Annotated in this window: 19 protein-coding genes and 1 riboswitch; of the genes, 7 read left to right on the top strand and 12 right to left on the bottom strand. The window is 70.1% G+C overall.

Annotated elements, in window-relative coordinates:
* The first annotated feature begins 44 nt into the window (after positions 1-44).
* Positions 45-2045, top strand: a complete 2001-nt coding sequence (locus ACW5E8_RS07985; RefSeq protein WP_456964931.1) for a bifunctional DedA family/phosphatase PAP2 family protein — start codon at positions 45-47, stop codon at positions 2043-2045.
* Here ACW5E8_RS07985 and ACW5E8_RS07980 read toward each other — a convergent pair.
* From ACW5E8_RS07980 to ACW5E8_RS07970, 3 genes are all read right to left on the bottom strand, one after another.
* Positions 2042-2617: an LON peptidase substrate-binding domain-containing protein gene (locus ACW5E8_RS07980; RefSeq protein WP_456964930.1), complete on the bottom strand. Its 576-nt coding sequence runs from the start codon at positions 2615-2617 to the stop codon at positions 2042-2044. The genes ACW5E8_RS07985 and ACW5E8_RS07980 overlap by 4 nt on opposite strands.
* Positions 2618-2688: 71 nt before the next feature.
* The gene (gene mpl, locus ACW5E8_RS07975) at positions 2689-4086 is read right to left on the bottom strand and encodes a UDP-N-acetylmuramate:L-alanyl-gamma-D-glutamyl-meso-diaminopimelate ligase (protein WP_456964929.1); all 1398 of its coding nucleotides are present in this window, start codon (positions 4084-4086) and stop codon (positions 2689-2691) included.
* Positions 4083-4649, bottom strand: coding sequence for an adenylate kinase (locus ACW5E8_RS07970; protein WP_456964928.1), 567 nt, complete (start codon positions 4647-4649; stop codon positions 4083-4085). The genes mpl and ACW5E8_RS07970 overlap by 4 nt, the downstream gene beginning before the upstream one ends.
* A gap of 125 nt (positions 4650-4774) precedes the next feature.
* Here ACW5E8_RS07970 and ACW5E8_RS07965 point away from each other — a divergent pair, with 125 nt between their 5' ends.
* Positions 4775-6031 (top strand): 6-phosphofructokinase, encoded by a 1257-nt coding sequence (locus tag ACW5E8_RS07965; RefSeq protein WP_456964927.1) that lies wholly within the window; start codon positions 4775-4777, stop codon positions 6029-6031.
* A 20-nt stretch (positions 6032-6051) separates the two neighbouring features.
* On the opposite strand, the gene ACW5E8_RS07960 is transcribed toward ACW5E8_RS07965, so the two are convergent.
* Positions 6052-6582, bottom strand: coding sequence for a hypothetical protein (locus ACW5E8_RS07960; RefSeq protein WP_456964926.1), 531 nt, complete (start codon positions 6580-6582; stop codon positions 6052-6054).
* A 196-nt stretch (positions 6583-6778) separates the two neighbouring features.
* Between ACW5E8_RS07960 and ACW5E8_RS07955 the strand changes: the two genes are divergently transcribed.
* Complete coding sequence (locus ACW5E8_RS07955) at positions 6779-8809, top strand: sodium-translocating pyrophosphatase (protein ID WP_456964925.1); 2031 nt, start codon at positions 6779-6781, stop codon at positions 8807-8809.
* Positions 8810-8960: 151 nt separating this feature from the next.
* Here the strand turns inward: ACW5E8_RS07955 and ACW5E8_RS07950 are convergent, their stop codons facing one another.
* Both ACW5E8_RS07950 and ACW5E8_RS07945 read right to left on the bottom strand, forming a co-directional pair.
* On the bottom strand, positions 8961-9602 hold the full coding sequence (locus ACW5E8_RS07950) for a hypothetical protein (protein WP_456964924.1): 642 nt from the start codon (positions 9600-9602) through the stop codon (positions 8961-8963).
* Positions 9603-9705: 103 nt separating this feature from the next.
* Positions 9706-11271, bottom strand: a complete 1566-nt coding sequence (locus tag ACW5E8_RS07945; RefSeq protein WP_456964923.1) for a M91 family zinc metallopeptidase — start codon at positions 11269-11271, stop codon at positions 9706-9708.
* Between the two features lie 210 nt (positions 11272-11481).
* On the opposite strand from ACW5E8_RS07945, the gene ppa reads away from it, so the two are divergent.
* Positions 11482-12012, top strand: a complete 531-nt coding sequence (ppa, locus tag ACW5E8_RS07940) for an inorganic diphosphatase (protein WP_456965269.1) — start codon at positions 11482-11484, stop codon at positions 12010-12012.
* A gap of 42 nt (positions 12013-12054) precedes the next feature.
* On the opposite strand, the gene ACW5E8_RS07935 is transcribed toward ppa, so the two are convergent.
* The 3 genes from ACW5E8_RS07935 to thiC all read right to left on the bottom strand — a co-directional run bounded on the left by ACW5E8_RS07935 (position 12055) and on the right by thiC (position 15401).
* Positions 12055-12747 (bottom strand): ion channel, encoded by a 693-nt coding sequence (locus tag ACW5E8_RS07935; RefSeq protein ID WP_456964922.1) that lies wholly within the window; start codon positions 12745-12747, stop codon positions 12055-12057.
* Between the two features lie 46 nt (positions 12748-12793).
* Positions 12794-13381 carry a DUF4136 domain-containing protein gene (locus ACW5E8_RS07930; RefSeq protein WP_456964921.1) on the bottom strand — a complete coding sequence of 196 codons (588 nt, stop codon included), beginning with the start codon at positions 13379-13381 and terminating at the stop codon, positions 12794-12796.
* 106 nt (positions 13382-13487) lie between these two features.
* Positions 13488-15401 carry a phosphomethylpyrimidine synthase ThiC gene (thiC, locus tag ACW5E8_RS07925; RefSeq protein ID WP_456964920.1) on the bottom strand — a complete coding sequence of 638 codons (1914 nt, stop codon included), beginning with the start codon at positions 15399-15401 and terminating at the stop codon, positions 13488-13490.
* An 83-nt stretch (positions 15402-15484) separates the two neighbouring features.
* A riboswitch (TPP riboswitch) is annotated at positions 15485-15583 on the bottom strand.
* A gap of 173 nt (positions 15584-15756) precedes the next feature.
* On the opposite strand from thiC, the gene thrA reads away from it, so the two are divergent.
* The 3 genes from thrA to thrC are packed head-to-tail and all read left to right on the top strand — an operon-like array spanning position 15757 to position 20539.
* On the top strand, positions 15757-18312 hold the full coding sequence (gene thrA / locus ACW5E8_RS07920; RefSeq protein WP_456964919.1) for a bifunctional aspartate kinase/homoserine dehydrogenase I: 2556 nt from the start codon (positions 15757-15759) through the stop codon (positions 18310-18312).
* Complete coding sequence (locus ACW5E8_RS07915; RefSeq protein WP_456964918.1) at positions 18309-19247, top strand: homoserine kinase; 939 nt, start codon at positions 18309-18311, stop codon at positions 19245-19247. The genes thrA and ACW5E8_RS07915 overlap by 4 nt, the downstream gene beginning before the upstream one ends.
* Entirely contained in the window at positions 19244-20539 is a 1296-nt protein-coding gene (thrC, locus tag ACW5E8_RS07910; protein WP_456964917.1) for a threonine synthase, read from the top strand. The genes ACW5E8_RS07915 and thrC overlap by 4 nt, the downstream gene beginning before the upstream one ends.
* Before the next feature lie 81 nt (positions 20540-20620).
* Here the strand turns inward: thrC and ACW5E8_RS07905 are convergent, their stop codons facing one another.
* From ACW5E8_RS07905 to ACW5E8_RS07895, 3 genes are read right to left on the bottom strand one after another with little or no spacing between them, the layout of a single operon-like run.
* Positions 20621-21676: a 2-oxoacid:ferredoxin oxidoreductase subunit beta gene (locus tag ACW5E8_RS07905; RefSeq protein WP_456964916.1), complete on the bottom strand. Its 1056-nt coding sequence runs from the start codon at positions 21674-21676 to the stop codon at positions 20621-20623.
* Positions 21673-23517 carry a 2-oxoacid:acceptor oxidoreductase subunit alpha gene (locus tag ACW5E8_RS07900; RefSeq protein ID WP_456964915.1) on the bottom strand — a complete coding sequence of 615 codons (1845 nt, stop codon included), beginning with the start codon at positions 23515-23517 and terminating at the stop codon, positions 21673-21675. Before ACW5E8_RS07900 ends, ACW5E8_RS07905 begins: the two co-directional genes overlap by 4 nt.
* Positions 23514-25352, bottom strand: a complete 1839-nt coding sequence (locus ACW5E8_RS07895; RefSeq protein WP_456964914.1) for an FAD-dependent oxidoreductase — start codon at positions 25350-25352, stop codon at positions 23514-23516. The genes ACW5E8_RS07900 and ACW5E8_RS07895 overlap by 4 nt, the downstream gene beginning before the upstream one ends.
* Positions 25353-25487: the final 135 nt, after the last annotated feature.

Here is a 25487-nt window from a genome sequence, read left to right as displayed (position 1 = left end):
TTGTAGGGGGCGCAACCCGGGTGCCGGCTGCCATAATTGCATCGGTGAGTGCCTGGTTCGACAGCCTCGTTGCCTGGATCGGCGCCCATCCCGTGGCCGCCGGCGTCGCCATATTCCTCATTGCGTTCTGCGACGCCGTCATCGTGCTTGGTGCCGTGGTCCCCGCGCTGCCGATGCTTTTCGCGATCGGCGTGCTGATCGGCTTCGGCGAGATCTCCGGGCCGTATGCCGTCGCCTGTGCCGCGCTCGGCGCACTCGCCGGCGATGCCAGCAGCTACTGGATCGGCCGCCGCTGGGGCCCGCAGCTGCGCGCCACCTGGCCCTTCCACAAGTACCCGCAGTTGCTCGAGCGCGGCGAGGTGCTGTTCCGTCGCAACGAGATCAAGAGCATCTTCATCGCCCGCTACGTCGGGCCGGTGCGTCCCTTCGTGCCCGCGATCGCCGGGATGTCGCACATGCCACTGCGCCGGTACGTGCCGGCGAGCGTGGTGGCCGCGATCACGTGGGCGGTGCTGTTCCTGGGTCCCGGCTGGCTGCTGGGCGAGGCCTACGAGGCCGTGGCCGCGGTGGCCGACCGCCTGGCGCTGGTGGTTGGCGCGCTGCTTGCGGCGATCGCGCTGGCCTGGGCGCTGGTGCTCTACACCTACCGCTGGTTCGCCAACCATGCCGACGCCCTGCTTGCACGCGCGCTGCGCTGGACCCGCGACCATCCGCGCCTGGGCCGCTACGCCGCCGCCCTGATCTCGCCCAACCGCCCCGAATCCGCGTCGCTGGTCCTGCTGGCCGCCTGCTTGCTGGCCATCGGCGTCGCCTGGTTCACGCTGCTGGCGACGATGCTCGCGCGCGGCGGCCCGCTGGCGCTGGACCTGCGCATCCACGACGCGATGTACGCGCTGCGCAACCCGCTGGCCGACCGGTTGATGGCGGCCCTGGCCTCGATCGGCGATCCGGTGGTGCTGGGTTTGCCGGTGGCGCTGTCCACGCTCTGGCTGCTGTGGCGCCGGCGCTGGATGGCCGCCGCGCACTGGCTGGCAGCGCTCGCCTTCGGACTGGTGCTGACCGCGGCCCTGGAGGCCGCGATCGACATGCCACGTCCGCCCACCGCGCTCAGCGGCTTCGGCTTCCCCTCGGTGGGATTGACGATGACCACGATCACCTTCGGCTTCTTCGCCGTGCTGATCGCGCGCGAACTGCCTGGCCGGCAGCGGGTCTGGCCCTACCTGGTGTCGGGCGCGGTTGTCGCGGTGCTGGGCTTCGCGCGGCTGTATCTCGGCGCGCACTGGCTCACCGACCTGGTCGGCGGGATGCTCCTGGGCATCGCCTGGCTGCTGGCGCTGGGCATCGCCTACCGTCGGCACGTGGCGCGCTCGTTCTGGATGCGGCCGCTGGCGGCGCTGTTCTACGGCGCCTTCCTGCTGGCGGCGCTGTGGCACGCGCCGCGCGCGGTGGATCCGATGCTGGACCGCTTCGCGCCAGCGCCGCCGCCGGCCAACATCGACCTCGCCACCTGGTGGCAGGACGGCTGGGCGGCCCTACCCTGGCAGCGAAACGAGCGCGACGAGAGCCGTCGCTGGCCGCTGGACGTCCAGGTGGCCGGCCCACTCGCGCCGCTGGAGCTGCACCTTGAAGCGCAGGGCTGGCACGTCCAGCCCCAGGCGGACTGGCGCGACACCCTGCTCCTGCTCGACGACGACACCCCGGCACTGGCGCAGAAGGTGCTGCCGGCAACGCTGGGCGCCAGTGCCGAAGCGCTGCTCCTGCGACGCACGCTCGACGACGGCCGCGTCCTCGCCCTGCGCCTGTGGCGCGCGCCACGGCAACCACGCGATGGCACGCCGCTGTGGATCGGCACGGTGCAGACCCTGGTGCATGCGCGGCCCTTCGACCTGTTCGGGCTGTGGTCGCCCGACGCCGATACCGACGTCGCCTATGCCCTTCTGCGCGAAGACCTCGAAGGGCTGGAACTGCGCGAAGACCCGCACCCGGCCTCTGGCGTACAGGTACTACGGCTGCGCACGCCGATGATTGCGGGCACGCGCCCCTAGCCGATCAGCGCCAGCAGGCCGTCGAGCCTAGCGTGCGGATCATCCACCGCGAGCAGTTCCGCACGGCGCTCTTCCGCCATCGGCAACAGCTCGAGCAGGCGCCAGCCGACCCAGGCCGCGTCCTCGAAGTCGGGTTCGACGCCCGGAGGCCGGCCGACCTGGTCGAAAATGCGTTCCAGGAGGGTGCCCAGCAGCGCATGCTGCGGACGCAGGCGGGCCTTCGCCGGATCGTCCCTGAGCCACTCCACTTCGGCCTCGACCAGGCCGTTGCCGCGCACCGCGGTGCGTGCCACGCGGAACCGGCGTGCGCCGCGCACGCGCAGGGTCAGCAGGCCGTCGTCGTCGGTGCCGAAATCCTCGATCAGCGCCTCGGTGCCGAACTCGGCCGGGACCGCGGGTTCCCCCACCTCGCCGCCCTCGGCGATCAGGCAGATGCCGAAGCCGCCATCGTTGCGGCCGCATTCGCCGACCATGTCGAGGTAGCGCGGTTCGAACACGCGCAGGCCCAGCAGCGCGCCGGGCACCAGCACGGCCTGAAGCGGGAACAACGGGAGTATCCGGGTCTCGACCATCGTCTGAAGTTTACGCGCCCGGTACCGGACGCGCAGGCGCGGTGCCGGCATCTCACCGGACGTGCCGGATTTCAGACCTTGCGCAGCAGCGCCAGGAAGCGTCGCGGCGCGCCGTCGAAGCCGCCGTTGGACATGAACACCACGTGGTCGCCTGCACGCGCCCCGGCCTGCAGGGCGGCAAGCAGGGCGTCGACATCGGGCACGGCCATACCCTGGCCACCCAACGCGTCGATCACAGCACCGGCATCCCACTCCAGTTCCGGGCGGTGCAGGAACACCACTGCGTTGGCCAGCGACAGCGACGGCGCGAGCGCGGCCGCATGCGCACCCAGCCGCATGGAATTGCTGCGCGGCTCCATCGCCACCACGATGCGGCCGCCCGCGCCGACCTTGGCGCGCAGGCCTTCGAGTGTCGTGGCGATGGCCGTGGGGTGGTGGGCGAAATCGTCGTAGACGCTGATGCCGCCGGCTTCACCCAGCAGCTCCATGCGCCGCTTGACGCTGCGGAAGGCGGACAGCGCCGGCAGCACGGACGCGACGTCTACACCGACCGCATCGCAGGCGGCCAGCGCACCCAGCGCGTTCATCACGTTGTGGCGGCCAAGCAGCGGCCAACGCACCTCGCCGAGGACCTCGCCGGCCTTCAGCACTTCGAAGGCGCTGCCGTCATCGGCGAGCAGCCGCGCACGCCAGTCGAGCGGCGCACCCTGATCGGCGTCGATCCCGAAGCGCACGACCGGCGTCCAGCAGCCCATTGCCAGCACCTCGGCCAGGTGCGGCTCTTCGCCGTTGACCACCAGCCGGCCGCGTCCCGGCACCGTGCGCACGAAATGGTGGAACTGGCGCTGGATCGCGGCGAGGTCGGGAAAGATGTCGGCGTGGTCGAACTCGAGGTTGTTGAGCACCGCCACCAGCGGCCGGTAGTGCACGAACTTCGAACGCTTGTCGAAGAAGGCGGTGTCGTACTCGTCCGCCTCGACCACGAAGGGCGACTGCGCGACGCCGCCGGAGGGCGTTCCGCCGATCCGCGCGGAGACCCCGAAATCCTCCGCCACGCCGCCGATCAGGAAGCCGGGATTCCGTCCCGCGGCTTCGAGCAGCCAAGCCAGGATCGTGGTGGTAGTGGTCTTGCCGTGCGTCCCGGCGACGGCAATGATGTCGCGGCCGGGCAGCACGTTGTCGCGCAGCCACTCCGCGCCCGACGTGTAGGCCAGTCCGTGGTCGAGTACGTGCTCCACCGCGGCGTTGCCGCGCGACAGGGCGTTGCCGATCACCACCTGGTCGCAGTCGGGCGAGATGTTGGCCGGGTCGTAGCCCTGTCGCAGCGCGATGCCCAGCCGCTCGAGCTGGGTGGACATGGGCGGGTACACCGCCTGGTCGCTGCCCTCGACGCCATGGCCGAGTTCGCGCGCGAGCGCCGCCACCCCGCCCATGAAGGTCCCGGCGATACCGAGGATGTGGAGCTTCAAGGCCGTTCGAGGGCAGCCAGGATGCGGGTGAACACCTCGTCCAGGGTGCCGACGCCATCGACCACGCCGAGCCTGCCGGCATCGCGGTAATAGCCGATCACCGGCGCGGTCTGGTCGTCGTAGACCTGCAGGCGCTTGCGAACCGATTCGGGGTTGTCGTCGGAGCGGCCTTCGGCCTGGGCACGGCCGGCAAGGCGGTCGATCAGCAGTTCGTTGTCCACTTCGAGCTGGACGGCGGCGTCCATCGGCTGGCCGATGCGCTCGAGCAGCGCGTCGAGCGCCGCGGCCTGCGCGAGGTTGCGCGGGTAGCCATCGAGGATGAAGCCATTGGCGACGTCATCGCGCGAGAAACGGTCCTCGAGCATGCCCAGCAGGATCGCGTCGGACACGAGCTCGCCACGGGCCATGACCTCTTTCGCCTGCAGTCCCAGGGGGCTGCCGGCCTTCACTTCGGCCCGCAGCAGGTCGCCGGTCGACACATGCGGCACCTGCAGGTGCTCCTTCAGGCGCGTGGCCTGCGTCCCCTTGCCGGAACCCGGCGCACCAAGCAGTACCAGTCGCATCGAACGCTCCATTTTGATCTCGGGGCGTGGACGGCACGGAGCGTAGAATCCACCGCCTGCGGCCACGACCGCGCCAGCTTACCGTAATCCCCCCCCAGGTCTGAACCCCTTTCCCCGGATCCAAGATGCCCAAAGGTACCCTTTTCTACGCCCAGTCCGGCGGCGTCACCGCCGTCATCAACGCCACGGCTTCGGCGGTCATCACCGAAGCCCGCGCCCGCAAGGTCCGCGTGCTGGCCGGCCGCAACGGCATCCTCGGCGCCCTGCGCGAAGAGCTGATCGACACCTCGAAGGAGCCCGTGGCCGCGATCCGCGCCCTGGCCCACACCCCAGGCGGCGCCTTCGGCTCCTGCCGCTACAAGCTCAAGTCGCTCGCCGACGACCGCGCGAAGTACGAGCGCCTGCTCGATGTCCTGCGCGCCCACGACGTGCGCTGGTTCCTCTACAACGGCGGCAATGACTCGGCCGACACGGCGAACAAGGTGTCGCAGCTCGCGGCGGAGTTCGACTACCCGCTGACCTGCATCGGCGTGCCCAAGACCGTCGACAACGACCTGGTGGTCACCGACTGCTGCCCGGGTTTCGGCTCGGCGGCCAAGTACACGGCAGTGTCGGTGCGCGAAGCCGCGCTCGACATCGCCGCCATGGCCGACACCTCCACCAAGGTCTTCGTCTACGAAGCCATGGGCCGCCATGCCGGCTGGCTCGCCGCCGCAGCGGGACTGGCCGGCGACGGCCCGGATGCGGCGCCGCATTTGATCTTGTTCCCGGAGCGCGCCTACGACGAAGACGACTTCCTCGCCCGCGTGCAGAAGGTGGTCGACCGGGTCGGCTACTGCGTGGTGGTCGCGAGCGAGGGCATCCGCACCGCCGACGGCACCTTCGTTGCGGACGCCGGTGGCGGCAAGGATTCCTTCGGGCATACCCAGCTCGGCGGCGTGGCCTCGTACCTGGCCGGTCGGGTCAAGGACCGCCTCGACCTCAAGGTGCACTGGACCCTGCCCGACTACCTGCAGCGCTCGGCGCGCCACATCGCTTCGAAGACCGATCTCGACCAGGCCCTGGCCGTGGGCAAGGCCGCGGTGCGCTACGCGCTCGAGGGGCGCAACGCGACCATGCCGGCGATCATCCGCACGTCCGACGCGCCCTATCGCTGGAAGATCGAACCGGCGCCGCTGGACCGGATCGCCAACCGCGAAAAGACGATGCCAAAGGGCTTCATCCGCCGCGACGGCTACGGCATCACCGCCGCGGCCCGCACCTACCTGGAGCCGCTGATCCGCGGCGAGGCGTATCCGCCCTACGGCCGCGACGGCCTACCGAAGTACGTGACGCTGAAGAACGTCGAAGTGGCGAAGAAGCTGCCGGCCTGGGAAGGCTGAGCCGCCACTCCTGATACGGATCAGCGGCCGCAGGCCTTGCCTTCGACCCCCATCTCCGCGGCGTACATCGGGGTCGCGGCGATGGTGCCCGCGGCAGCCGCCTGCTTCGCCTCTCCAACATAGATCCGTGACTGGCCCTGGCCATCGAGCTCGATGGTCTGGTCGACGGGCTTGCGCCAGATCCGTACCACCGCTTGCTGCGAGGGACATTCGACGCTCGGCACGCGCAGCTCGTCGTTGAATATCCAGCCGCCGGCCTCCGACGGCTGCGCCTTCGCCGCATCGACGAAGCGCGCGCGCGGCTGGCAGTTGGGGCTGGTGCGCACTACCGCGTAGCGATAAGGCTCGGCGGTGTCACCGGTGAAGGCACCCTCGATGCGCGCGCAGGCCTCCGGGATCTGGCGCAGCGTGTGCACGACGCCGACCGCCTGCGGCGTGGCCGCCGGGCGCGTGACCTCGGGCGCGGGGTCGGCCGCGACAGCCGGGCCGGCCACGCAGGCAAGGGCGATGGCGGCGACGCCGGCGGTGATCGGTGACTTGGCGAAGCGCATGGCATCACTCCGGTGGAACGGGAAGGCAGGCTGGCACGCCGCGGCTGAATCGACCCTCCACGCCCCGCCCCCGGCCATCGCGACACGCCCGCGCCCGCGCTGCGGCGCGGCAATACGCCGTGATGACCCTGTGCCATAGTCGGGCGGCTCCGCGCTTCAGTCAGTTTTTCTCCGACCACACCCTGGGGAGGGTTTCATGCTCGAGCAACAAGCATTGTGGCTGGCACTTGCGTGTGCCGGCCTGGCGATCGTCTACGGCATTTTCTCCGCACGCTGGATCCTGGCGCAGCCCGCGGGCAATGAACGCATGCAGCAGATCGCGGCCGCGATCCAGGAAGGTGCAGGCGCCTACCTGCGCCGCCAGTACACCACCATCGCCATCGTCGGCGTCGCGCTGTTCCTGGTCATCGGCTTCGTGCCGGCGCTGGGCTGGCCGACCGCGATCGGCTTTGCCATCGGCGCGGTGCTCTCGGGCATGGCCGGCTTCATCGGCATGTTCGTCTCGGTGCGCGCCAACGTGCGCACGACGCAGGCGGCCACGGTCGGCCTGAACGAAGCGCTGGCGGTCAGCTTCCGCGGCGGCGCGGTCACCGGGCTGCTGGTGGTCGGACTTGGCCTGCTCGGCGTGGCCGGCTACTTCATGTACGTGATCGGCGACGGCCGCGACGCGCTGGCGGTGGAAGCCGCGCTGCAGCCGATGATCGGCCTGGCCTTCGGCTCGTCGCTGATCTCGATCTTCGCGCGCCTGGGCGGCGGCATCTTCACCAAGGGCGCCGATGTCGGCGCAGACCTCGTGGGCAAGGTCGAGGCCGGCATCCCCGAGGACGACCCGCGCAACCCCGCGGTGATCGCCGACAACGTCGGCGACAACGTGGGTGATTGCGCCGGCATGGCGGCCGACCTGTTCGAGACCTATGCGGTCACGATCATCGCGTCGATGCTGGTGGCGGGCATCTTCTTCGGCACCCACGGCTGGTCGGGCGTGGTCTATCCGCTAGTGCTGGGCGCGGCGTCGATCATCGCGTCGATCATCGGCACCTTCTTCGTCAAGGTGCGGCCGGGCGGCAAGATCATGAACGCGCTGTACCGGGGCCTGGCGGTGTCGGGCGTGCTGGCGGCGATCGCCTTCTGGTTCATCACCCACAACATGATCGGGCCCGAGCACGCCATGCCGCTGTTCTGGTGCGCGATCATCGGCCTGGTGCTGACGGCGGCGCTGGTGGTGATCACCGAGTACTACACCGCGACCGAGTACGCGCCGGTGCAGCAGGTTGCCCGAGCCTCGGAAACCGGCCACGGCACCAACGTGATCGCAGGCCTCGCGGTGTCGATGAAGTCGACCGCGGCGCCGGTGATCGCGGTCGCCGCGGCGATCTGGTGCTGCTACGAGATCGCAGGGCTCTACGGCCTGGCGATCGCCGCCACCGCGATGCTGTCGATGGCCGGCATGATCGTGGCGCTCGACGCCTACGGCCCGATCACCGACAACGCCGGCGGCATCGCCGAGATGAGCGGACTCGATCCCGCCATCCGCGAGACCACCGACGCGCTCGACGCCGTGGGCAACACCACCAAGGCGGTGACCAAGGGCTATGCGATCGGCTCGGCCGGCCTGGCCGCGCTGGTGCTGTTTGCCGACTACGCGCACAAGCTGGAGGCATCCGGCACGGCGGTGAACTTCTCCATCGACAACCCGAACGTGGTGATCGGCCTGCTGATCGGCGGCATGATCCCCTATCTGTTCGGCGCACTGGCGATGCAGGCCGTGGGCCGGGCGGCCGGTGCGGTGGTGGAGGAAGTGCGGCGCCAGTTCCGCGAGATTCCCGGCATCATGGAAGGCACCGGCAAGCCGCAGTACGACCGCGCGGTCGACCTGCTGACGAAGTCGGCGATCAAGGAAATGATCATCCCCTCACTGCTGCCGCTGGCGATCCCGATCATCGTCGGCCTGACGCTGGGCGCGGACGCGCTGGGCGGCCTGCTGATGGGCACCATCGTGACCGGCCTGTTCCTGGCGATCTCGATGTGCACCGGCGGCGGCGCCTGGGACAACGCCAAGAAGTACATCGAGGAAGGCCACCACGGCGGCAAGGGATCCGAGGCGCACAAGGCCGCGGTCACCGGCGACACCGTGGGCGATCCCTACAAGGACACGGCCGGCCCGGCGATCAACCCGCTGATCAAGGTCACCAACATCGTGGCGCTGCTGATGGTGCCGCTGCTGTAAGGACGCTCCGCCGGGACCTCCGCTTCGGGAGTCCCGGCCAGGCGACGGAAAAAGCGGCCTTCGGGCCGCTTTTTCATTGCCGACGTATGCACGGCTGCCGCGTGGCCACTGCCCGCCAGCACGCCGGCGGCGCGCGAAGGACAGGCGATCCTCAGGACGTTTCGAACACGCCCGCAGCCACGTCGAACCACGGCGTGCACAGCAGCTGCTGCGCCTCGGCCATCTCGAATGGCGCCGTCCAGACCGCCACATCGCCCATCGATTCGGATGTCTCGAACAGCGCATCGTCGAATGCCGCCACGCCCAGGCACCAGCGCACCCGGTCGACCTTGCCGGCCAGCGACAGGTCGAACGCGAACGCGCCGTCCAGCGCGGCGCCCGAGGCAAGCCTGGATGCCAGTGGCACCGGGGGCACCGTCGGCGCCGGGCTGGGCAGCGGGCGCGCCCCATGCGACAGGACCAGCCCGCCCTCCGCCTCCTCGAAGCGCGGCACTGGAACCTCACCCGCGACGAGCGTCTTCGCCAGCACCGCGTGCCTGTCGCCACGGTCGAACACCGCCATCGGCGCCTGGCCGGTGTTGCTGATGCGGTAGCGCACGGCAAGCGCATCGCCGTCCGGATCGAACGCGACCTCGAGCCGTGCCCCTTCGCCATCGACGCTCGTGCGCGCCACCCGGTCTTCCTCGTGCATCTGCGTGGACTCCGTGTTCGCCTGCGCACCCACAGCATGCGGAGCGAGCAGGGCTGCGGACAAGAGCGCCAGGGCGGCGCCGGCTCGCGGGGTCGGGCTCATCGGCATGGTTCACCTGTGGAGGTTCGGGACGACAGGATGGACGAAACGCACGCAGCCCGCGGTGAACGCAGGCTGCGTGTCCCGGCTGCGGCCAGCGCGTGGATCAGAGCGCGTAGCTCGGGCGGTCCGGCAGGCCCAGCTCTTCGCGGAAGCCGTTCTCGGTCAGATGGTCGGGGTTGGTCGTGGTCGCGGGGGTGGCGGGGTCGCCATCGAAGTCGAAGGGCGCGGCGCTGGTCTCCAGGCCTACCGCCTGGCGCTCGGCATTGGGGACGCGGCCCGAATCAGGGCCTTGGCCGACATAGGTGCCGGGCTGGAAGGTGCCGTTCACGCCGTTATAGGCATGCGACATCTCGTGGTACAGCACCACCACGGGGGCGGGGAACTCGTCCATGTGGAAGGACGGGTTGTAGCTGATGTCGACATCGCCACCGGCGCCGGCACGGCCGTTGCGGATGTCGGCGTCGCGGCTGAAGGTCTGGGCGTAGCCGTTCTGCTCGTTGGCCAGCTCCTTGATGGTGACCGTGTTGCCCTTCACTTCCGCGGCCTTGTCGAATTCGGCCAGCATCTGGTGGCCCACGGGCGAGGCGCGGAGGAAGTCGAGCTCGGACTGGATGCGCTGCACGAAGGCTTCGGAGCCCTCCACCCGGATCGTGCTGCCCAGGCTGGCGTCGATGGCGACATTGACCACGGTGGGCTTGGCGTTGGTCGCGGCGCTGACCAGGTCGCCGACCTCGGCATAGACCACGGCCTTGTCGCCCGCGTTCTCGATGGCATCGTCGCCCGCGCCGGCATAGACGCGGCTCGCGCCGTCGCCCACGGTGATGCGGTCGTTGCCGACGCCGCCGGACAGGATGTCGCTCACGCCGCCACCGCGGATCACGTCGTCGCCCGCGCCGCCTTCGATGAAGTTGGTGCCCGCGCCGGCGGTGACCTCGTCGTTGCCGTCGCCGCCATGGATGATGTTGACGCCGTCGCCGCCGGTGATCACGTCATCGCCGCTGTTGCCGAAGATGTCGTCGCGGCCGGCACCGGAGAAGATGGTGTCGTTGCCCGCACCGCCGTCGATGCGGTCGTCGCCGGCGCCGGTGGTGATGGTGTCGTTGCCATCGCCACCTTCGACCACGATGTTGACGGTGACGTTGGGCGCGACTTCGATCACGTCGTTGCCCGCGCCCGCGCGGAGGGTCAGCTCCTGCCCCTGGCCCAGGCGCACTTCGTAGCTCTCACCGTTGACGCTGACATCCAGGGTGCCGTCGTCGCGCTGCTTCACGCCGATGGCGTCGTCGCGGGCGCCCGTGGTGAACACCAGCTGGTCGCTGCTGACATAGCCGCTCGCATTGGTGCGCTCGCGGGCGATCTCGACCTGGCCGTCGCGGTGCAGCGGATCGACGAGGATCGGCTTGCCGTCCGGCGTGCTGCGCGTGGTGCGCTCGCCGCTGTTGGTCGCGGTCCCGTCGACCGCCACCGCCTTCTGCTCCGCGGTGTCCGGCGCGTCGGCGCGGCTGTCGCCGCCGTCGACGTCGATGGAACGGGGCGCGGGGGCGTCGCTGCCGGTGGCGTCCGGACCATGGTGGTGGCCACCCTGTGGATCCGCCGGATTGTTCCAATAGGCCGTGCGCTGCAGGTTGGCGGCGGCGGTCGGGTCGAACTGGGCGGACTGGACGGTCATGGGCCTGGCGCTCTCGGATGGATACGGTGGCGTACTGTTTAAGCCCCTGCCGGCGCCCCACCAAGCTGGGGCGTACCCCACCTCGGGTCCGCCCCCTGCCATTCAGGCGCTCCCGCGCCGCTTTGGTGCATCGCAGCAGCGGCGCGTAGAATGTCCGGTTCCCAAGCGGCCCGGGCGATCGGCGCCGTCTCCCCCACCACTGGAGCCACCATGGGCCTGGACCATGTGAACACCGGCAAGAACCCGCCGGACGAGATCAACGTCATCATCGAGATCCCGAAGGACGCCGAACCCGTCAAGTACGAGGTCGACAAGGAGTCCGGGGCGATCTTCGTCGACCGCGTGCTGTCGACGCCCATGCGTTATCCCTGCAACTACGGCTATGTGCCCAACACCGTCTGCGGCGATGGCGACCCGGCCGACGTGATGGTGATCCTGCCGCTGCCGCTGGTGCCGGGCTCGGTGATCCGCTGCCGTCCGGTCGGCGTGCTGAAGATGACCGACGAGGCCGGCAGCGACGAGAAGCTGCTGGCGGTGCCGGAACCGAAGGTCTTCGCCGGCTACGCGCACATCACCGACATCAAGCAGGTGTCAGGCCACTGGCTGGAGCGCATTGGCCACTTCTTCGAGCACTACAAGGACCTGGAGAAGGGCAAGTGGGTGAAGCTCGAGGGCTGGGGCGACGCCGATGAAGCCAAGCGCTTGCTGCTCGAGGCCATGGAGCGCTACCGCCAGCAGTGAGTCCGGCCTGCACGGGCGGCGGCCTGCCGTCGCCCGCAGGTTTCAACCGCGCGCACGTGCCTTCTGGCGCACGATGCTGAGCGCGATCAGTCGCGAGACCACGGCCGCGATGTAACCCACGCCGGCGAACTGCTCGAGCATCACCAGCACCCGCGCATAGGGCGACAGCGGCATGACGTCGCCATTCCCGGTGCCCGACAGCGTCGAGAAGCTCAGGAACAGCAGTTCCAGCCAGGTCCGCGGCCGCTCGGGCTCGACCGCCCCGGTGAAGCTGCCCGGCGCCAGCGCTTCGCAGACCAGGAAGGCATAGGCGAACGCCCAGGCCAGCAGCGTGAACGCGGCGGCCGCCGCGAACAGCTCGTCCACGGTGACGGTGTGGTCCTCGAGCATGTACACGATCAGCGCGCCGGCGGCATAGAAGTACAGGATCGACTCGAGCCCGGCCGACGCCGCCGCGAGCGACGGCAGCCCCAGCGCGATCGCCGCCACCGCCAGCACCATGGCCGGTACCGCCAGCGCCCAGGCGAACCAGTTCGCTGCGTGGCTGCGGAACACCACCCATACCGCCAGCGGCACCGCTACCAGGGTGAACGCGCCGAACAGCACCCGGGTGTCGCGGCCGTCCACCAGCGGATACACCAGCAGGCTGGCCAGCTGCACCGCGAGCAGCAGCGCCGAGGGATGCCGGGCCATGGCCGCGGGCCAGAGCAACGGGTTGCGCAGGATGTTGGCCATCGGCGGAGTGTGCCGCGCCGCCGCCCCTTGCGTCTCGCGGGGCGTGTCAGCGCGCCCCGGCGCGGTGTGGATACTGCGCGAAGATGTCGCGGATGGTGGCGTCGATCGCCTCGTCGCGCTTCAGCGGATCCTGGTTGCGCGCGACCCGGCCGACCGCGATCCCCTCCCACACCAGAGCATTGCGCTCCGCATCCACCAGGTCGACGTTCATCGTGCCCTCGGTGTAGCGGTGCACCGTGGTGCGGTCATGCCAGTAGGGCATCGCCACGTAGCCGCGATAGCGGTAGCTGTAGTAGTACGCGTAATCGACGTCGGGAATGGTGCTGACGTCGGTGCGCTGCTGCATGTAGGCGTTGATGTTGAGCCAGAGGTCGGGATCGCTTTCGCTGTAGCGGTAGCCACGCGCCTCCATCTCGGCGCGTGCGGCGGCCTTGATGCGCCCGCTGACCAGGCTGGCATAGCCTTCGCGTTCGATCGCCAGCGGCGAGTAGAACGCGAAGGTGCGGTAAGCGGAGAAATCGGCGCGCGGATCGGAATCGGTGCTGATGCGGGGACCGGTGACGCAGGCGGCGAGCAACCCCATCAGGAGGACGGCAAGCAGCCAGCGGAGGGACGAGGAGCCGATGCGAGCCATGGTGGAACCTCCTTTTGGTTGCCCGGAAACTAGCATGGCCGCTGCCACCGGCACGTGATGCGGGCGCCCAGGGGCGCCCCCTTCCCGCGCTTCTTTTTCCCACCGTTCAGCCGCGCCGATAGACCTCCCCACCAAGCTCCCGGAACTCCGCGGCCTTGTCGGCCATACCCGCCTCCACCGCGGCCTGCTCCTGCCCGGCCGCATAGTCGCGCACGTCCTGGGTAATCTTCATCGAACAGAAGTGCGGGCCGCACATCGAGCAGAAGTGGGCGAGCTTGTGGGCATCCTTGGGAAGGGTCTCGTCATGGAACTCCTTCGCCTTCTCCGGATCCAGCCCGAGGTGGAACTGGTCCTCCCAGCGGAATTCGAAGCGCGCCTTGGACAGGGCGTTGTCGCGCACTTGCGCGCCCGGGTGTCCCTTGGCGAGGTCGGCGGCGTGGGCGGCGATGCGGTAGGCCATGATCCCGTCGCGCACGTCCTGGCGGTTGGGCAGGCCCAGGTGCTCCTTGGGCGTCACGTAGCAGAGCATGGCGGTGCCGAACCAGCCGATCATCGCCGCGCCGATGGCGCTGGTGATGTGGTCGTAGCCCGGCGCGATGTCGGTGGTCAGCGGCCCCAGGGTGTAGAACGGCGCCTCGCCGCACTCGGCCAGCTGCTTGTCCATGTTTTCCTTGATCAGCTGCATCGGCACGTGGCCGGGGCCTTCGATCATGGTCTGCACGTCGTGCTTCCAGGCGATCCTGGTGAGTTCGCCAAGCGTCTCCAGTTCGCCGAACTGGGCCGCGTCGTTGGCGTCTGCGATGCAGCCCGGACGCAGGCCGTCGCCGAGCGAGAAGGCCACGTCGTAGGCCTTCATGATCTCGCAGATGTCCTCGAAGTGTTCGTACAGGAAGCTCTCGCGGTGGTGCGCCAGGCACCACTTGGCCATGATCGAGCCACCGCGCGAGACGATGCCGGTGACGCGCTTCGCGGTGAGCGGTACGTAGCGCAGCAGCACGCCGGCGTGGATGGTGAAGTAGTCCACGCCCTGCTCCGCCTGCTCGATGAGCGTGTCGCGGAAGATCTCCCAGGTGAGTTCTTCCGCGCGGCCGTCGACCTTTTCCAGCGCCTGGTAGATCGGCACCGTGCCGATCGGTACCGGCGAGTTGCGGATGATCCACTCGCGGGTTTCGTGGATGTGCTTGCCGGTGCTGAGATCCATGACGTTGTCGGCGCCCCAGCGGATCGCCCAGACCAGCTTCTCGACCTCTTCGGCGATGCCCGACGACACCGCGCTGTTGCCGATGTTGGCGTTGATCTTGGTGAGGAAGTTGCGGCCGATGACCATCGGCTCGCTTTCGGGGTGGTTGATGTTGCAGGGCAGGATCGCGCGGCCACGGGCGATCTCGTCGCGGACGAATTCCGGCGTGATGCGCGCCGGGATGCTGGCGCCGAAGCTTTCGCCCGGATGCTGGGCCAGCAGTGTGGGAGCGGCCACGGCCGCGATGTTCTCCCCGGATCGCGGCTGTAGCCGCTCCCGCAATTCGTCGAGGCGCTGGTTCTCGCGGATGGCGACGTACTCCATCTCCGGAGTGATGATCCCGCGGCGGGCGTAGTGCATCTGGGTGACGTTGGCACCGGCATTCGCGCGCCGCGGCTGCGGGCGGGCCGGGAACCGGACCGCATCGAGTTTCGGATCACCTTCGCGTGCGCGTCCGAACTCGGAACCCAGTGCCGTCAACGCATGGGTATCGCCGCGCGCCTCGATCCAGCGCGCGCGCAGCGCCGGCAGCCCCGCGGCCAGGTCGATGCGCGCTTCGGGATCGGTGTAGGGACCGGACGTGTCGTACACGGTGATCGGCGGATTGTCCTCGCCACCGAACAGCGTCGGGGTCTTCGTCTGCACGATCTCGCGCATGGCGACGCGCAGGTCCGGGCTCGAGCCTTCCACGAAGACCTTGCGCGAACCCGGGATCGGTCGGGTGACGGAATCGGAAAGCTGCTGCGCCTGCTGCAGCAGGTGGGAAGGCACTGCGTTCATCGGCATCGTCCTGTCGGTGGCTGCGGGACGGTCCCGCGTGCCGGACGAAGCGAAGGCGCGGCAGCCCGCCACCGGGTCCGGTAGCCGCTTGCCGCGAAGCTTCCCTACGGCGGTATCAACCGCATCAGGTTCGAAGGGTCTGTCTCAACCGCGCCCATGGCGCGGTACCCCCGCTTCAGGCGGTATTGGAGCACATCCGGCCCCATCTTCGAACCGCGGCGGGCCGCTGCTTGACGCACCGCACCATCGTCGAGTAATGATGCTGCGACGTGTCGACGCCGCTGTACCAGTCGGATGGGGACGACACGCCACGCCCACGCCCGAGCCGAACGCGGAGCCCAACCGGAGCCTCCCGATGCCGCCCGACCCTGCTGGTCCCGCGCCCTCCGATTCCGCTGACGCCGGCGAAGTCCCCCTGCGCCTGAGCGTGCACAAGTTCGGCGGAAGCAGCCTGGCCACGGCCGCCCACATGGGCAGGCTCGGCGCACTCGTGGACGACGGTGCCCGCACCCGCGTGGTCGTGGTGTCGGCCATGCAGGGGACCACCGACGCCCTGGTCGCGATGGCCGGGGACGCCCGCAACGGCGGCGATCCCGGACCCGCACAGACCAGGCTTCGCGAACGCCACCTCGAGGCCGCGGACGCCATTGACGCCCGGGCGCGCCACGGCCTGCGCGCGGCGGTCGAAGCCGACTTTTCGATCCTCGCCCACGATCTGCGCGCCATCGCCCGCGGCGACACCGACCTGGAAGACGCGATCGCCCGCGTGCACGGGTTCGGCGAGATCGTGTCTTCGCGCCTGGTGCAGGCCGCGCTGGGCGGCGTGCCTGCGGGCTGGCGTCGATTGGACGCGCGCGAGGTGCTCGTGGTGCACGCGGACGAGATCGGCATGGCGGCCGACCGCCAGGCCAGTCGTGCGCTGCTGGACGCATGGCGCGACCGCCATGGCGAGGGCGACGTGGTGGTGACCGGCTTCATCGCCCGCACGGCGGACGGTCGCGCGACGACGCTGGGCCGCAATGGCAGCGACCATTCTTCCGCGCTCTTCGCCGACCTGTTCGACGCCTCGGCGCTCACCATCTGGACCGACGTCGATGGCGTGCTCTCGGCCGACCCCCGGCTGGTGCCCGACGCCGTGTGCCTGGCCTCGATGTCCTATGCAGAGGCCAACGAACTGGCGTACTTCGGCGCCAAGGTGCTGCATCCGCGCACCCTGGCACCCCTGCAGGCGCGTGGCATCCCGCTGCTGATCCGCAACAGCCTGCGCCCGGATGCCCCGGGCACCCGGGTCGCGGCGTGCTCGCGACCCACGCGCTCACCGGTCAAGGGCCTGAGCCTGGTCGACGGCATGGCGGTGCTGGAGCTGACCGGCAGCGGCATGACCGGCGTCCCGGGCGTGGCCGAACGGCTGTTCGCGGCGCTGCATGCGGCCAGGGTGTCGGTGACGATGATCTCGCAGGGATCATCCGAGCACTCGATCTGCTGCGTGGTGAAGCAGGACCAGGCCGCGCACGGCCGCGAGGCGATTCTGGCCACTTTCGCCGATGCGATCACCAGCGGACAGATCCACGGCGTGCAGGTGACCGATGGACTCTGCGTGCTGGCCGCGGTCGGCGACGGCATGGTCGGCACGCCGGGCGTGGCCGCGCGCCTGTTTGCCGGACTGGCCCAGGCGCGCGTGAACGTGCGCGCGATCGCCCAGGGCGCGAGCGAACGCAACCTGTCGGTCGCGATTGCCGCAGGGGACGCCGAGCGCGGACTGCGCGCTGCGCACGCGGCATTCTGGCTTTCGCCGCAGACGGTCTCCGTCGGCCTCATCGGTCCGGGCCAGGTCGGCCAGGCACTGCTCAGGCAGCTCGCCCAGGTCCTGCCGGGATTGCGCGAGCGTTCGGGCATCGACCTGCGCCTGCGCGCCGTGGCCGGTCGCGGCACGATGGTCCTGGAACCGGGACGGATCGCTCCCGGGGACGTGCCCGACCGCCTGGGATCGGACGCCGCCCCACCGGCCGACCTGGACGCGCTCGCATGCCATGTGCGCGCGGACCACCTGCCGCACGCGATGATCATCGACTGCAGCGCCAGTGATGCGGTCGCCGCGCACTATCGCGACTGGCTCGCGGCCGGCATCCATATCGTCACCCCGAACAAGCACGCCGGCAGCGGCGACTGGCAGCGCTACGCCGCGATCCGGGCCGCACAGCGTGAGGGCGGTGGGCGCTTTCTCTACGAAACCACGGTCGGCGCCGGGCTGCCGGTGATCCAGACCCTGCGCAGCCTGCTCGACACCGGCGACGAGCTGCACGGCATCGACGGCACGCTGTCCGGCACCCTTGCATGGCTGTTCAACCGATACGACGGCAGCCGCCCGTTCTCTACTCTGGTGGCCGAGGCGCGCGAGCTGGGCTACACCGAACCCGATCCCCGGGACGACCTGTCCGGGCTCGACGTGGCCCGCAAGCTGGTGATCCTCGCGCGCGAAGCGGGACGCACGCTGTCGCTGGGCGATGTGGAGGTGGAGAACCTGGTGCCGGCGCCGTTGCGCGCGGTGCCGCTGGGGGAATTCATCGCCCGGCTCGGTGAGATGGACGCGCCGATGGCTTCGCGGCTCGAGGCCGCACGCGCCGAAGGCCGCTCCTTGCGCCACCTCGCCCGGCTCGGACGCGATGGGCGCGCCAGCGTCGGGGTGCTCGCGCTCGCGGCCGACCATCCCTGCTGCCACACCCGCCTGACCGACAACCTGGTCCAGTTCACCACGGCGCGCTATGCCGACAATCCGCTCGTGGTGCAGGGTCCGGGCGCGGGCCCGGAGGTCACCGCGGCGGGCGTGTTCGGCGACGTGCTGGCCGTGGCGCACGCGCTGGGCCAGCAGCCCGGCCTGCCGTTCCTGCGCTACCCGGGGCCGCAGGCGTGAGCGGTGCCGTGCGCGCCTTCGCCCCGGCCAGCGTTGGCAACATCGGCGTCGGCTTCGACCTGCTCGGCCACGTCATCGAGGGCCCGCGCGACGTCGTTGTCGTGCGCCGCATCGATGCGCCGGTGGTGCACATCGATGCGATCCGCGGTGATGCCCCGGGCGTGGACGGGCTGCCGCTGGACGCCGCGCGCAATACCGCCGGCGGCGCCCTGATCTCGCTGTGCAGGTCACTGCGGCTTCGACACGGCTTCGCTCTGGAGCTGGAGAAAGGCATTGCGCTCGGCTCGGGCCTCGGCGGATCCGCCGCCTCGTGCGTGGCCGCGCTGGTCGCCGCCAATGCGCTGCTGGACGCGCCGCTGCCGCGCGAGGCGCTGTATCCGTTCGCGCTCGACGGCGAGTTCGTGGCCAGCGGCAGCCGCCATGGTGACAACGTCGCGCCGATGCTGCTGGGCGGGGTGGTGATGGCCACGCCCGAGCGGATGATCCCGCTGGCGGTCCCCGACTGGCTCCACTGCGTGGTGGTGCACCCCGACCAGGTGCTGGAAACCCGACGCTCGCGCGCGCTGCTGGCCGCGCCCTATCCGCTGCAGCAGGTGGTCGCCCACTGCGCCCACCTGGCCCAGTTCCTCACCGGCCTGCAGCGGGGCGACCCCGACCTGATCCGCGCGGGCCTGCGCGATGTGCTGGTGGAGCCCCGGCGCGCGCCGATGATTCCCGGTTTCGACCGGGTCAAGACCGCGGCGCTCGACCACGGCGCGCTCGGCGCGAGCATCTCCGGCGGCGGACCGAGCGCGTTCGCCTGGTTCGCATCGAAGGCCGGGGCCGAGGCTGCCGCGCCGGCGATGCGCGCCGGCTTCGCCGCGGCCGGTTTCGACGCCCGTGCCTACGTGTCCCCGGTCGCGGCCGCGCGTGCAGAGGTCATCGACAACGCATGAACTTCATCAGCACCCGGGGCGGCACGCCACCGACGCCCATCGACGTCGCGCTGGTCGCCGGGCTGGCCCCCGACGGCGGCCTGTACGTGCCGGAGCGGATTCCCGTGCTCGCCGACCCGCGCCCGGGCGCGCGCCTGGCGGACACCGCGCAGGCGGTGCTCGCGCCCTACTTCGCCGCCTCGTCGCTGCGCGGGCGCCTGGCCGGCATCTGCGCGCAGGCGTTCTCGTTCGACACTCCGCTGCGCCCCCTGGCCGGCGACGGCGACCACCTGCTGGAGCTGTTCCACGGCCCGACCGCCGCGTTCAAGGATTACGCCGCCCGCTTCCTCGCCGGGGCGCTGGCCGCACTGCGCGGCCCCAACGATCCGGACACCACGATCCTGGTCGCCACCTCCGGCGACACCGGCGCGGCGGTGGCGGCCGCGTTCCACCGCAGCCCCGGCTTCCAGGTCGTGATCCTGTATCCGGAAGGCAAGGTGTCTCCGCGCCAGACCCACGGGCTCGAATGCTGGGGCGACAACGTGCGCGCCTACCGGGTCCCCGGCGATTTCGACGACTGCCAGCGACTGGTCAAGCAGGCCCTGTCCGACGATGCGCTGCGCGCGCGGACGGCGCTGGCCTCGGCCAACAGCATCAGCCTGGGCCGGCTGCTGCCGCAGGCGGCGTACTACGTGCACGCCGCCGGCCACCACCACGCCGCCACCGGCGACGTGCTGAACCTGATCGTGCCCACCGGCAACCTCGGCAACGCCTGCGCCGCCCTCGTCGCCCGGCGCATGGGCGCGCCGATCGGCCGGATCCGGCTCGCCTGCAACGCCAACGACACCCTGCCCCGCTACTTCGCCGGCGCCGACTACGCTCCCCGCCCCACCCGCGCCACCCTGGCCAACGCGATGGACGTGGGCGCGCCGAGCAACTTCGAACGCCTGCGCCACTGGCACCGCGACGACGCCGAGCTGCGCACGCAGTTCAACGCGGTCTCGGTCGACGACGCCACGATCCGCACCGTGATCCGCGCCGCGCCGGCACGGCACGGCATCGTCCCCTGTCCGCACACTGCCACCGGCCTGCACCTGCTCGAGACCCTGCGCGAGGCCGGCACGGACGGGCACTGGGCGGTGGTCGCCACCGCCCATCCGGCCAAGTTCGAGGGCATCGTCGAGCCGCTGGTCGGCCATCCCGTGACGCCGCCACCGGCGCTGGCCGAATGCCTGGCACGCCCGGCGCAGGGGGCGTGGCTGGAGCCTGACTACGCGGCGCTGCGGCACGCGCTGTTGCAACCCGCGCGATGACCGCTGCTGCGGCCACGCGTCAGGCGCACTGCCGCTGGGCGAACTGCGCGACCGGGCCCCGCTCCCGCGCCCCCCCGCGATTCAGCGCAGCGAGGCGTTGATCCGCTCCAACGCCGCCGCACCCGGCGACAGCGCCTCCGCACCCAGGGCGTTCAGCGGCGCCTCCACGGTGCCGAGATGGCCATGCAGGTCCTCAGCGTCCGGATCGACGAACAGCAGGCCGGTCACCACCTCGCCGCGTGCATTGCCCTGGTGGATCAGGTTCAGGGCGGCAATCCGGTCACGGGGATCGTAGCCGGCGTCGAGCTTGTGCAGGCGCAGCGTGCGGCCGTCGTGCTGGGCGACGTCGATGGTCGTGCCGGCGTCGTGCTCCACCTCGATCGCCATCCGCGACGGCATCACGTCCAGGCGGTTGACGGCCTCGTTGTGCTCGCGCACGTAGTCGTAGCTCTTGGTGCTGCCGGCATGGTTGTTGAACGCGACGCAGGGACTGATCACGTCGAGGAAGGCGGCGCCGCGGTGCGACAGCGCGCCCTTGATCAGCGGCACCAGCTGCTGCTTGTCGCCGGAGAACCCGCGGCCGACGTAGCTGGCGCCCAGCTGCAGCGCCATCGTCACCAGGTCGATCGGGCTGTCGGCATTGGCGACGCCGCGCTTGGACACCGAGCCCTGGTCGGCGGTGGCCGAGAACTGGCCCTTGGTCAGTCCGTACACGCCGTTGTTCTCCACGATGTAGGTCATGTCGACGCCGCGCCGGATCGCGTGCACGAACTGGCCGATGCCGATCGACGCCGAGTCGCCGTCACCGGACACACCGAGGTAGGTGAGCGTGCGATTGGCGAGGTTGGCGCCGGTCAGCACCGAAGGCATGCGCCCGTGCACGGTGTTGAAGCCGTGCGACTGGCCGAGGAAGTAGTCCGGGGTCTTGGAGCTGCAGCCGATGCCCGACAGCTTGGCGATGCGGTGCGGCTGGATGTCGAGCTCCCAGCAGGCCTGGATGATCGCCGCCGAGATCGAGTCGTGGCCGCAGCCCGCGCACAGCGTGCTGATCTTGCCCTCGTAGTCGCGGCGGGTGAAGCCGATGGCGTTGCAGGGCAGCGTCGGGTGGTGGAGCCTGGGCTTGGCGAGATACGTCATGCCACCTTCTCCTGCGTCGCGTGCTTGCGCATGTGGGCTTCGATGGCACCGGTGATGAAGCGCGCGGTGATCGGCGTGCCGTCGTAGTGCAGCACCGCCACCAGCTGCGCGGGATCGGTGCCGAAGGCGTCGATCAGCAGCAGGCGCAGCTGCGCGTCGCGGTTCTGTTCGACCACGAACACCTGCGCATGGGTGTCGACGAAGTCCCGCACCGTGTCCGGGAACGGATAGGCGCGCACCCGCAGCGTGTCCAGCGCAACGCCGGCATCGCGCAGCTGCTCCATGGCTTCCTCCATCGCCGGGCTGGTGGAGCCGTAGAAGATCGCGCCATAACGCGCAGGCACCTGCGCCTGCGCCTGCGACACCACCGGCTGCGGTACCAGCGTCTTCGCGGTGTCGAACTTCTGCAGCAGGCGCTGCATGTTGTAGATGTAGTCCGGCCCGCGCTCGGAGTACTGCGCCTGCGGATTGCGCGAGGTGCCGCGGGTGAAATACGCGCCCTTGTCGGGATGCGTACCCGGCCAGGTCCGCCACGGGATGCCGTCGCCGTCGACGTCCTTGTAGCGCGCGAACTCGCGGCCCGAATCCAGCTGTGCCGCCGTCATCACCTTGCCGCGGTCATGCACGCGCGCGTCGTCCCACGCGAACGGCGCGCACAGGCGCTGGTTCATGCCGATGTCGAGGTCGCTCATCACGAACACCGGCGTCTGCAGCCGGTCGGCCAGGTCCAGCGCCGCGGCAGCGAAGTCGAAGCACTCGCGCGGGTCCTCGGGGAACAGCAGCACGTGCTTCGTGTCGCCGTGCGAGGCATGGGCGCAGGCCAGCACGTCGGACTGCTGGGTGCGCGTGGGCATGCCGGTGGACGGCCCGCCGCGCTGCACGTTGAGGATCGTCACCGGGATCTCGGCGAAGTAGGCCAGGCCGATGAACTCGTTCATCAGCGACACGCCCGGGCCGGACGTCGTGGTGAAGGCACGCGCGCCGTTCCAGCCGGCACCGACCACCATGCCGATCGAGGCGATCTCGTCCTCGGCCTGGATCATCGCGTAGCGCGCACGGCCCTCGCCATCGACGCGGTACTTCTGGCAGTACTTCTGGAAACCCTCGGCCAGCGACGACGAAGGCGTGATCGGATACCAGGCGCAGACCGTGGCGCCGCCGTAGACGCAGCCCAGCGCCGCGGCGTCGTTGCCGTCGACGAAGATCCGGTCGCCGACCGCGTCGGCCGGCTGTACGCGCAGGCCGATCGGATGCGGCAGGTGCTCGCGCACCCAGTCGCGGCCCAGGTGCAGCGCTTCGATGTTCGGCGCCAGAAGCTTCGGCTTGGACCGGTACTGTTCGCCGATCAGCGTTTCGATGACCGTCGTGTCGATGTCCAGCAGCGCCGACAGCGCGCCCACGTACATGATGTTCTTGAACAGCTGGCGCTGGCGCGGATCGCTGTAGTGCGTGTTGCAGTTCTCGGTCAGCGGCACGCCGATGGCGGTGATGTCGTCGCGGAAGCGCGCCCGCGGCAGCGGCTTGCTGCTGTCGTGGAACAGATAGCCGCCGGGCTCGATCTCGGCGACGTCGGCGTCCCAGGTCTGCGGGTTCATCGCCACCATCATGTCGACGCCGCCGCGCCGGCCCAGCCAGCCGCGCTCGCTGACCCGGACCTCGTACCAGGTCGGCAGCCCCTGGATGTTGGAGGGAAAAATGTTGCGCGGGCCGACCGGTACGCCCATGCGCAGGATCGCCTTGGCGAACAGTTCGTTGGCCGAAGCCGAACCGGACCCGTTGACGTTGGCGAACTTGACCACGAAGTCGTTGACCGCCCGCAGTGGCGCGTGCGCCGGCGTCATGCCACGGCCTCCGTCCTTGCCGGAACAGGCTCGCCGCCGGCGTGCGTCTCGCGCAGCAGGAACTGCTGCATGTCCCAGGCGCCGGTCGGACAGCGCTCGGCGCACAGGCCGCAGTGCAGGCAGACATCCTCGTCCTTGACCATCACCCGCGACGTCTTCAGCGGCCCGGAGACGTACAGCGGCTGGTCGAGGTTGAGCGCCGGCGCAGTCAGCCGCGTGCGCAGCTCGTCCTCTTCGCCGTTGATGGTGAAGGTGATGCAGTCGGTCGGGCAGATGTCGACGCAGGCATCGCACTCGATGCACTTGTCGTCGGTGAACACGGTCTGCACGTCGCAGTTGAGGCAGCGCTGGGTCTCCTTCCACGCGGTCGCGGCGTCGAAACCGAGCTCGACTTCGATGTGCATGCTGTCGAGCTTCTTCGCCGCCTCCGACCACGGCACCGCGAAGCGTTCGTCGGGCGACACCGCGTTGTCGTAGCGCCACTCGTGGATGCCCATCTTCTGCGAAGCCAGCGTAACGCCGGGCGCGGGGCGCTCGCGCGGATCCCCGCCTTCAAGCAGGCGGTCAATCGAGATCGCCGCCGCGTGGCCGTGCGCCACCGCCCAGATGATGTTCTTCGGGCCGAAGGCCGCGTCGCCACCGAACAGCACCCGTGGCAGCGAGGACTGGTGGGTGATCGTGTCGACCACCGGCATGCCCCACTCGTCGAAGTCGATGCCGAGGTCGCGTTCGATCCAGGGAAACGCGTTCTCCTGCCCGACGGCGATCAGCACCTCGTCGCAGGGAATCACCTCGTCCGGCGCCCCGGTCGGCACCAGCCGGCGACGGCCGCGCTCGTCGTATTCGGCGCGCACGCGCTCGAAGCGCATGCCGGTCAGCCGGCCACTGGCGTGCTCGAAGGCCTTGGGCACGCGGTAGTCCAGGATCGGGATGCCCTCGTGCATCGCGTCTTCCTTCTCCCAGGGGCTGGCCTTCATCTCGTCGAAGCCCGAGCGCACCACCACCGTCACCTCGTCACCGCCCAGCCGCCGCGCCGAGCGGCAGCAGTCCATGGCGGTGTTGCCGCCGCCCAGCACCAGCACGCGACGACCGACGCGGGTGACGTGGCCGAAGTACACGTTGGCCAGCCAGTCGAGGCCGACGCGGATGCTGTCGGCGCACTCCTTCCGGCCCGGCAGGTCCAGGTCGCGCCCCCGCGGCGCGCCGCTGCCGACGAAGACAGCGTCGTAGCCCTGCGTGAGCAGGTCGCGCATCGAATCAATGCGCCGGCCACCAACGAACCCCACGCCCATGTCGAGGATGTAGTCCGTCTCCTCGTCGATTACCTCCTCCGGCAGGCGGAAGCGCGGCACCTGGGTGCGCATGAAGCCGCCCGCCTTCGGATCGGCTTCGAACACCGTGATGTCGTAGCCCAAGGGCGCGAGATCACGGGCGACCGTCAGCGATGAAGGTCCGGCACCGACGCAGGCGATGCGGCGCCCGTTGCGCTGCGCCACCGGTCGGGGCATGCGACCGCTGACATCACCCTTGTGGTCGGCGGCCACGCGCTTCAGGCGGCAGATCGCCACCGGCTGCGGCTTGTCGCGCATCGACGACGGACCGTTGTTCTCTTCGACCCGCCCACGACGGCAAGCGGGTTCGCAGGGACGGTCGCAGGTGCGGCCGAGGATCCCCGGAAACACATTGCTCACCCAGTTGACCATGTACGCGTCGGCGAACCGGCCGGCGGCGATCAGGCGGATGTATTCCGGAACCGGCGTGTGCGCGGGACAGGCCCACTGGCAATCGACGACCTTGTGGAAGGTGTCGGGATCGCGGATATCGGTCGGCTTCACTGCGCCCCCCGTGGCTGGCTGGCCGGAGGCTCCGGCCATCGCTCGCGGCCACAGTCTAGGCGCAAGCGCGGGCCCCGCTTGCGGCGGCGCAGCACACCCTCGCAAGCCACCCATGAATGGATGCGCGGAGCCTGT

It is taken from the genome of Luteimonas sp. A649, assembly GCF_054072735.1.
The sequence above is the reverse complement of the archived record's forward strand: the minus strand, read 5'-3'. Positions and strand labels throughout refer to the sequence as shown.

Bases quoted from the DNA above. Each gene is read 5' to 3' on its own strand.
- ACW5E8_RS07965 (WP_456964927.1), top strand. From the start codon at position 4,775: ATGCCCAAAGGTACCCTTTTCTACGCCCAGTCCGGCGGCGTCACCGCC.
- ACW5E8_RS07945 (WP_456964923.1), bottom strand. From the start codon at position 11,271: ATGACCGTCCAGTCCGCCCAGTTCGACCCGACCGCCGCCGCCAACCTG.
- ACW5E8_RS07955 (WP_456964925.1), top strand. From the start codon at position 6,779: ATGCTCGAGCAACAAGCATTGTGGCTGGCACTTGCGTGTGCCGGCCTG.
- ACW5E8_RS07970 (WP_456964928.1), bottom strand. From the start codon at position 4,649: ATGCGACTGGTACTGCTTGGTGCGCCGGGTTCCGGCAAGGGGACGCAG.
- thiC (WP_456964920.1), bottom strand. From the start codon at position 15,401: ATGAACGCAGTGCCTTCCCACCTGCTGCAGCAGGCGCAGCAGCTTTCC.
- thrC (WP_456964917.1), top strand. From the start codon at position 19,244: ATGAACTTCATCAGCACCCGGGGCGGCACGCCACCGACGCCCATCGAC.
- ACW5E8_RS07980 (WP_456964930.1), bottom strand. From the start codon at position 2,617: ATGGTCGAGACCCGGATACTCCCGTTGTTCCCGCTTCAGGCCGTGCTG.
- ACW5E8_RS07900 (WP_456964915.1), bottom strand. From the start codon at position 23,517: ATGACGCCGGCGCACGCGCCACTGCGGGCGGTCAACGACTTCGTGGTC.
- ACW5E8_RS07905 (WP_456964916.1), bottom strand. From the start codon at position 21,676: ATGACGTATCTCGCCAAGCCCAGGCTCCACCACCCGACGCTGCCCTGC.
- ACW5E8_RS07935 (WP_456964922.1), bottom strand. From the start codon at position 12,747: ATGGCCAACATCCTGCGCAACCCGTTGCTCTGGCCCGCGGCCATGGCC.
- ACW5E8_RS07950 (WP_456964924.1), bottom strand. From the start codon at position 9,602: ATGAGCCCGACCCCGCGAGCCGGCGCCGCCCTGGCGCTCTTGTCCGCA.
- ppa (WP_456965269.1), top strand. From the start codon at position 11,482: ATGGGCCTGGACCATGTGAACACCGGCAAGAACCCGCCGGACGAGATC.
- thrA (WP_456964919.1), top strand. From the start codon at position 15,757: ATGCCGCCCGACCCTGCTGGTCCCGCGCCCTCCGATTCCGCTGACGCC.
- ACW5E8_RS07930 (WP_456964921.1), bottom strand. From the start codon at position 13,381: ATGGCTCGCATCGGCTCCTCGTCCCTCCGCTGGCTGCTTGCCGTCCTC.
- ACW5E8_RS07960 (WP_456964926.1), bottom strand. From the start codon at position 6,582: ATGCGCTTCGCCAAGTCACCGATCACCGCCGGCGTCGCCGCCATCGCC.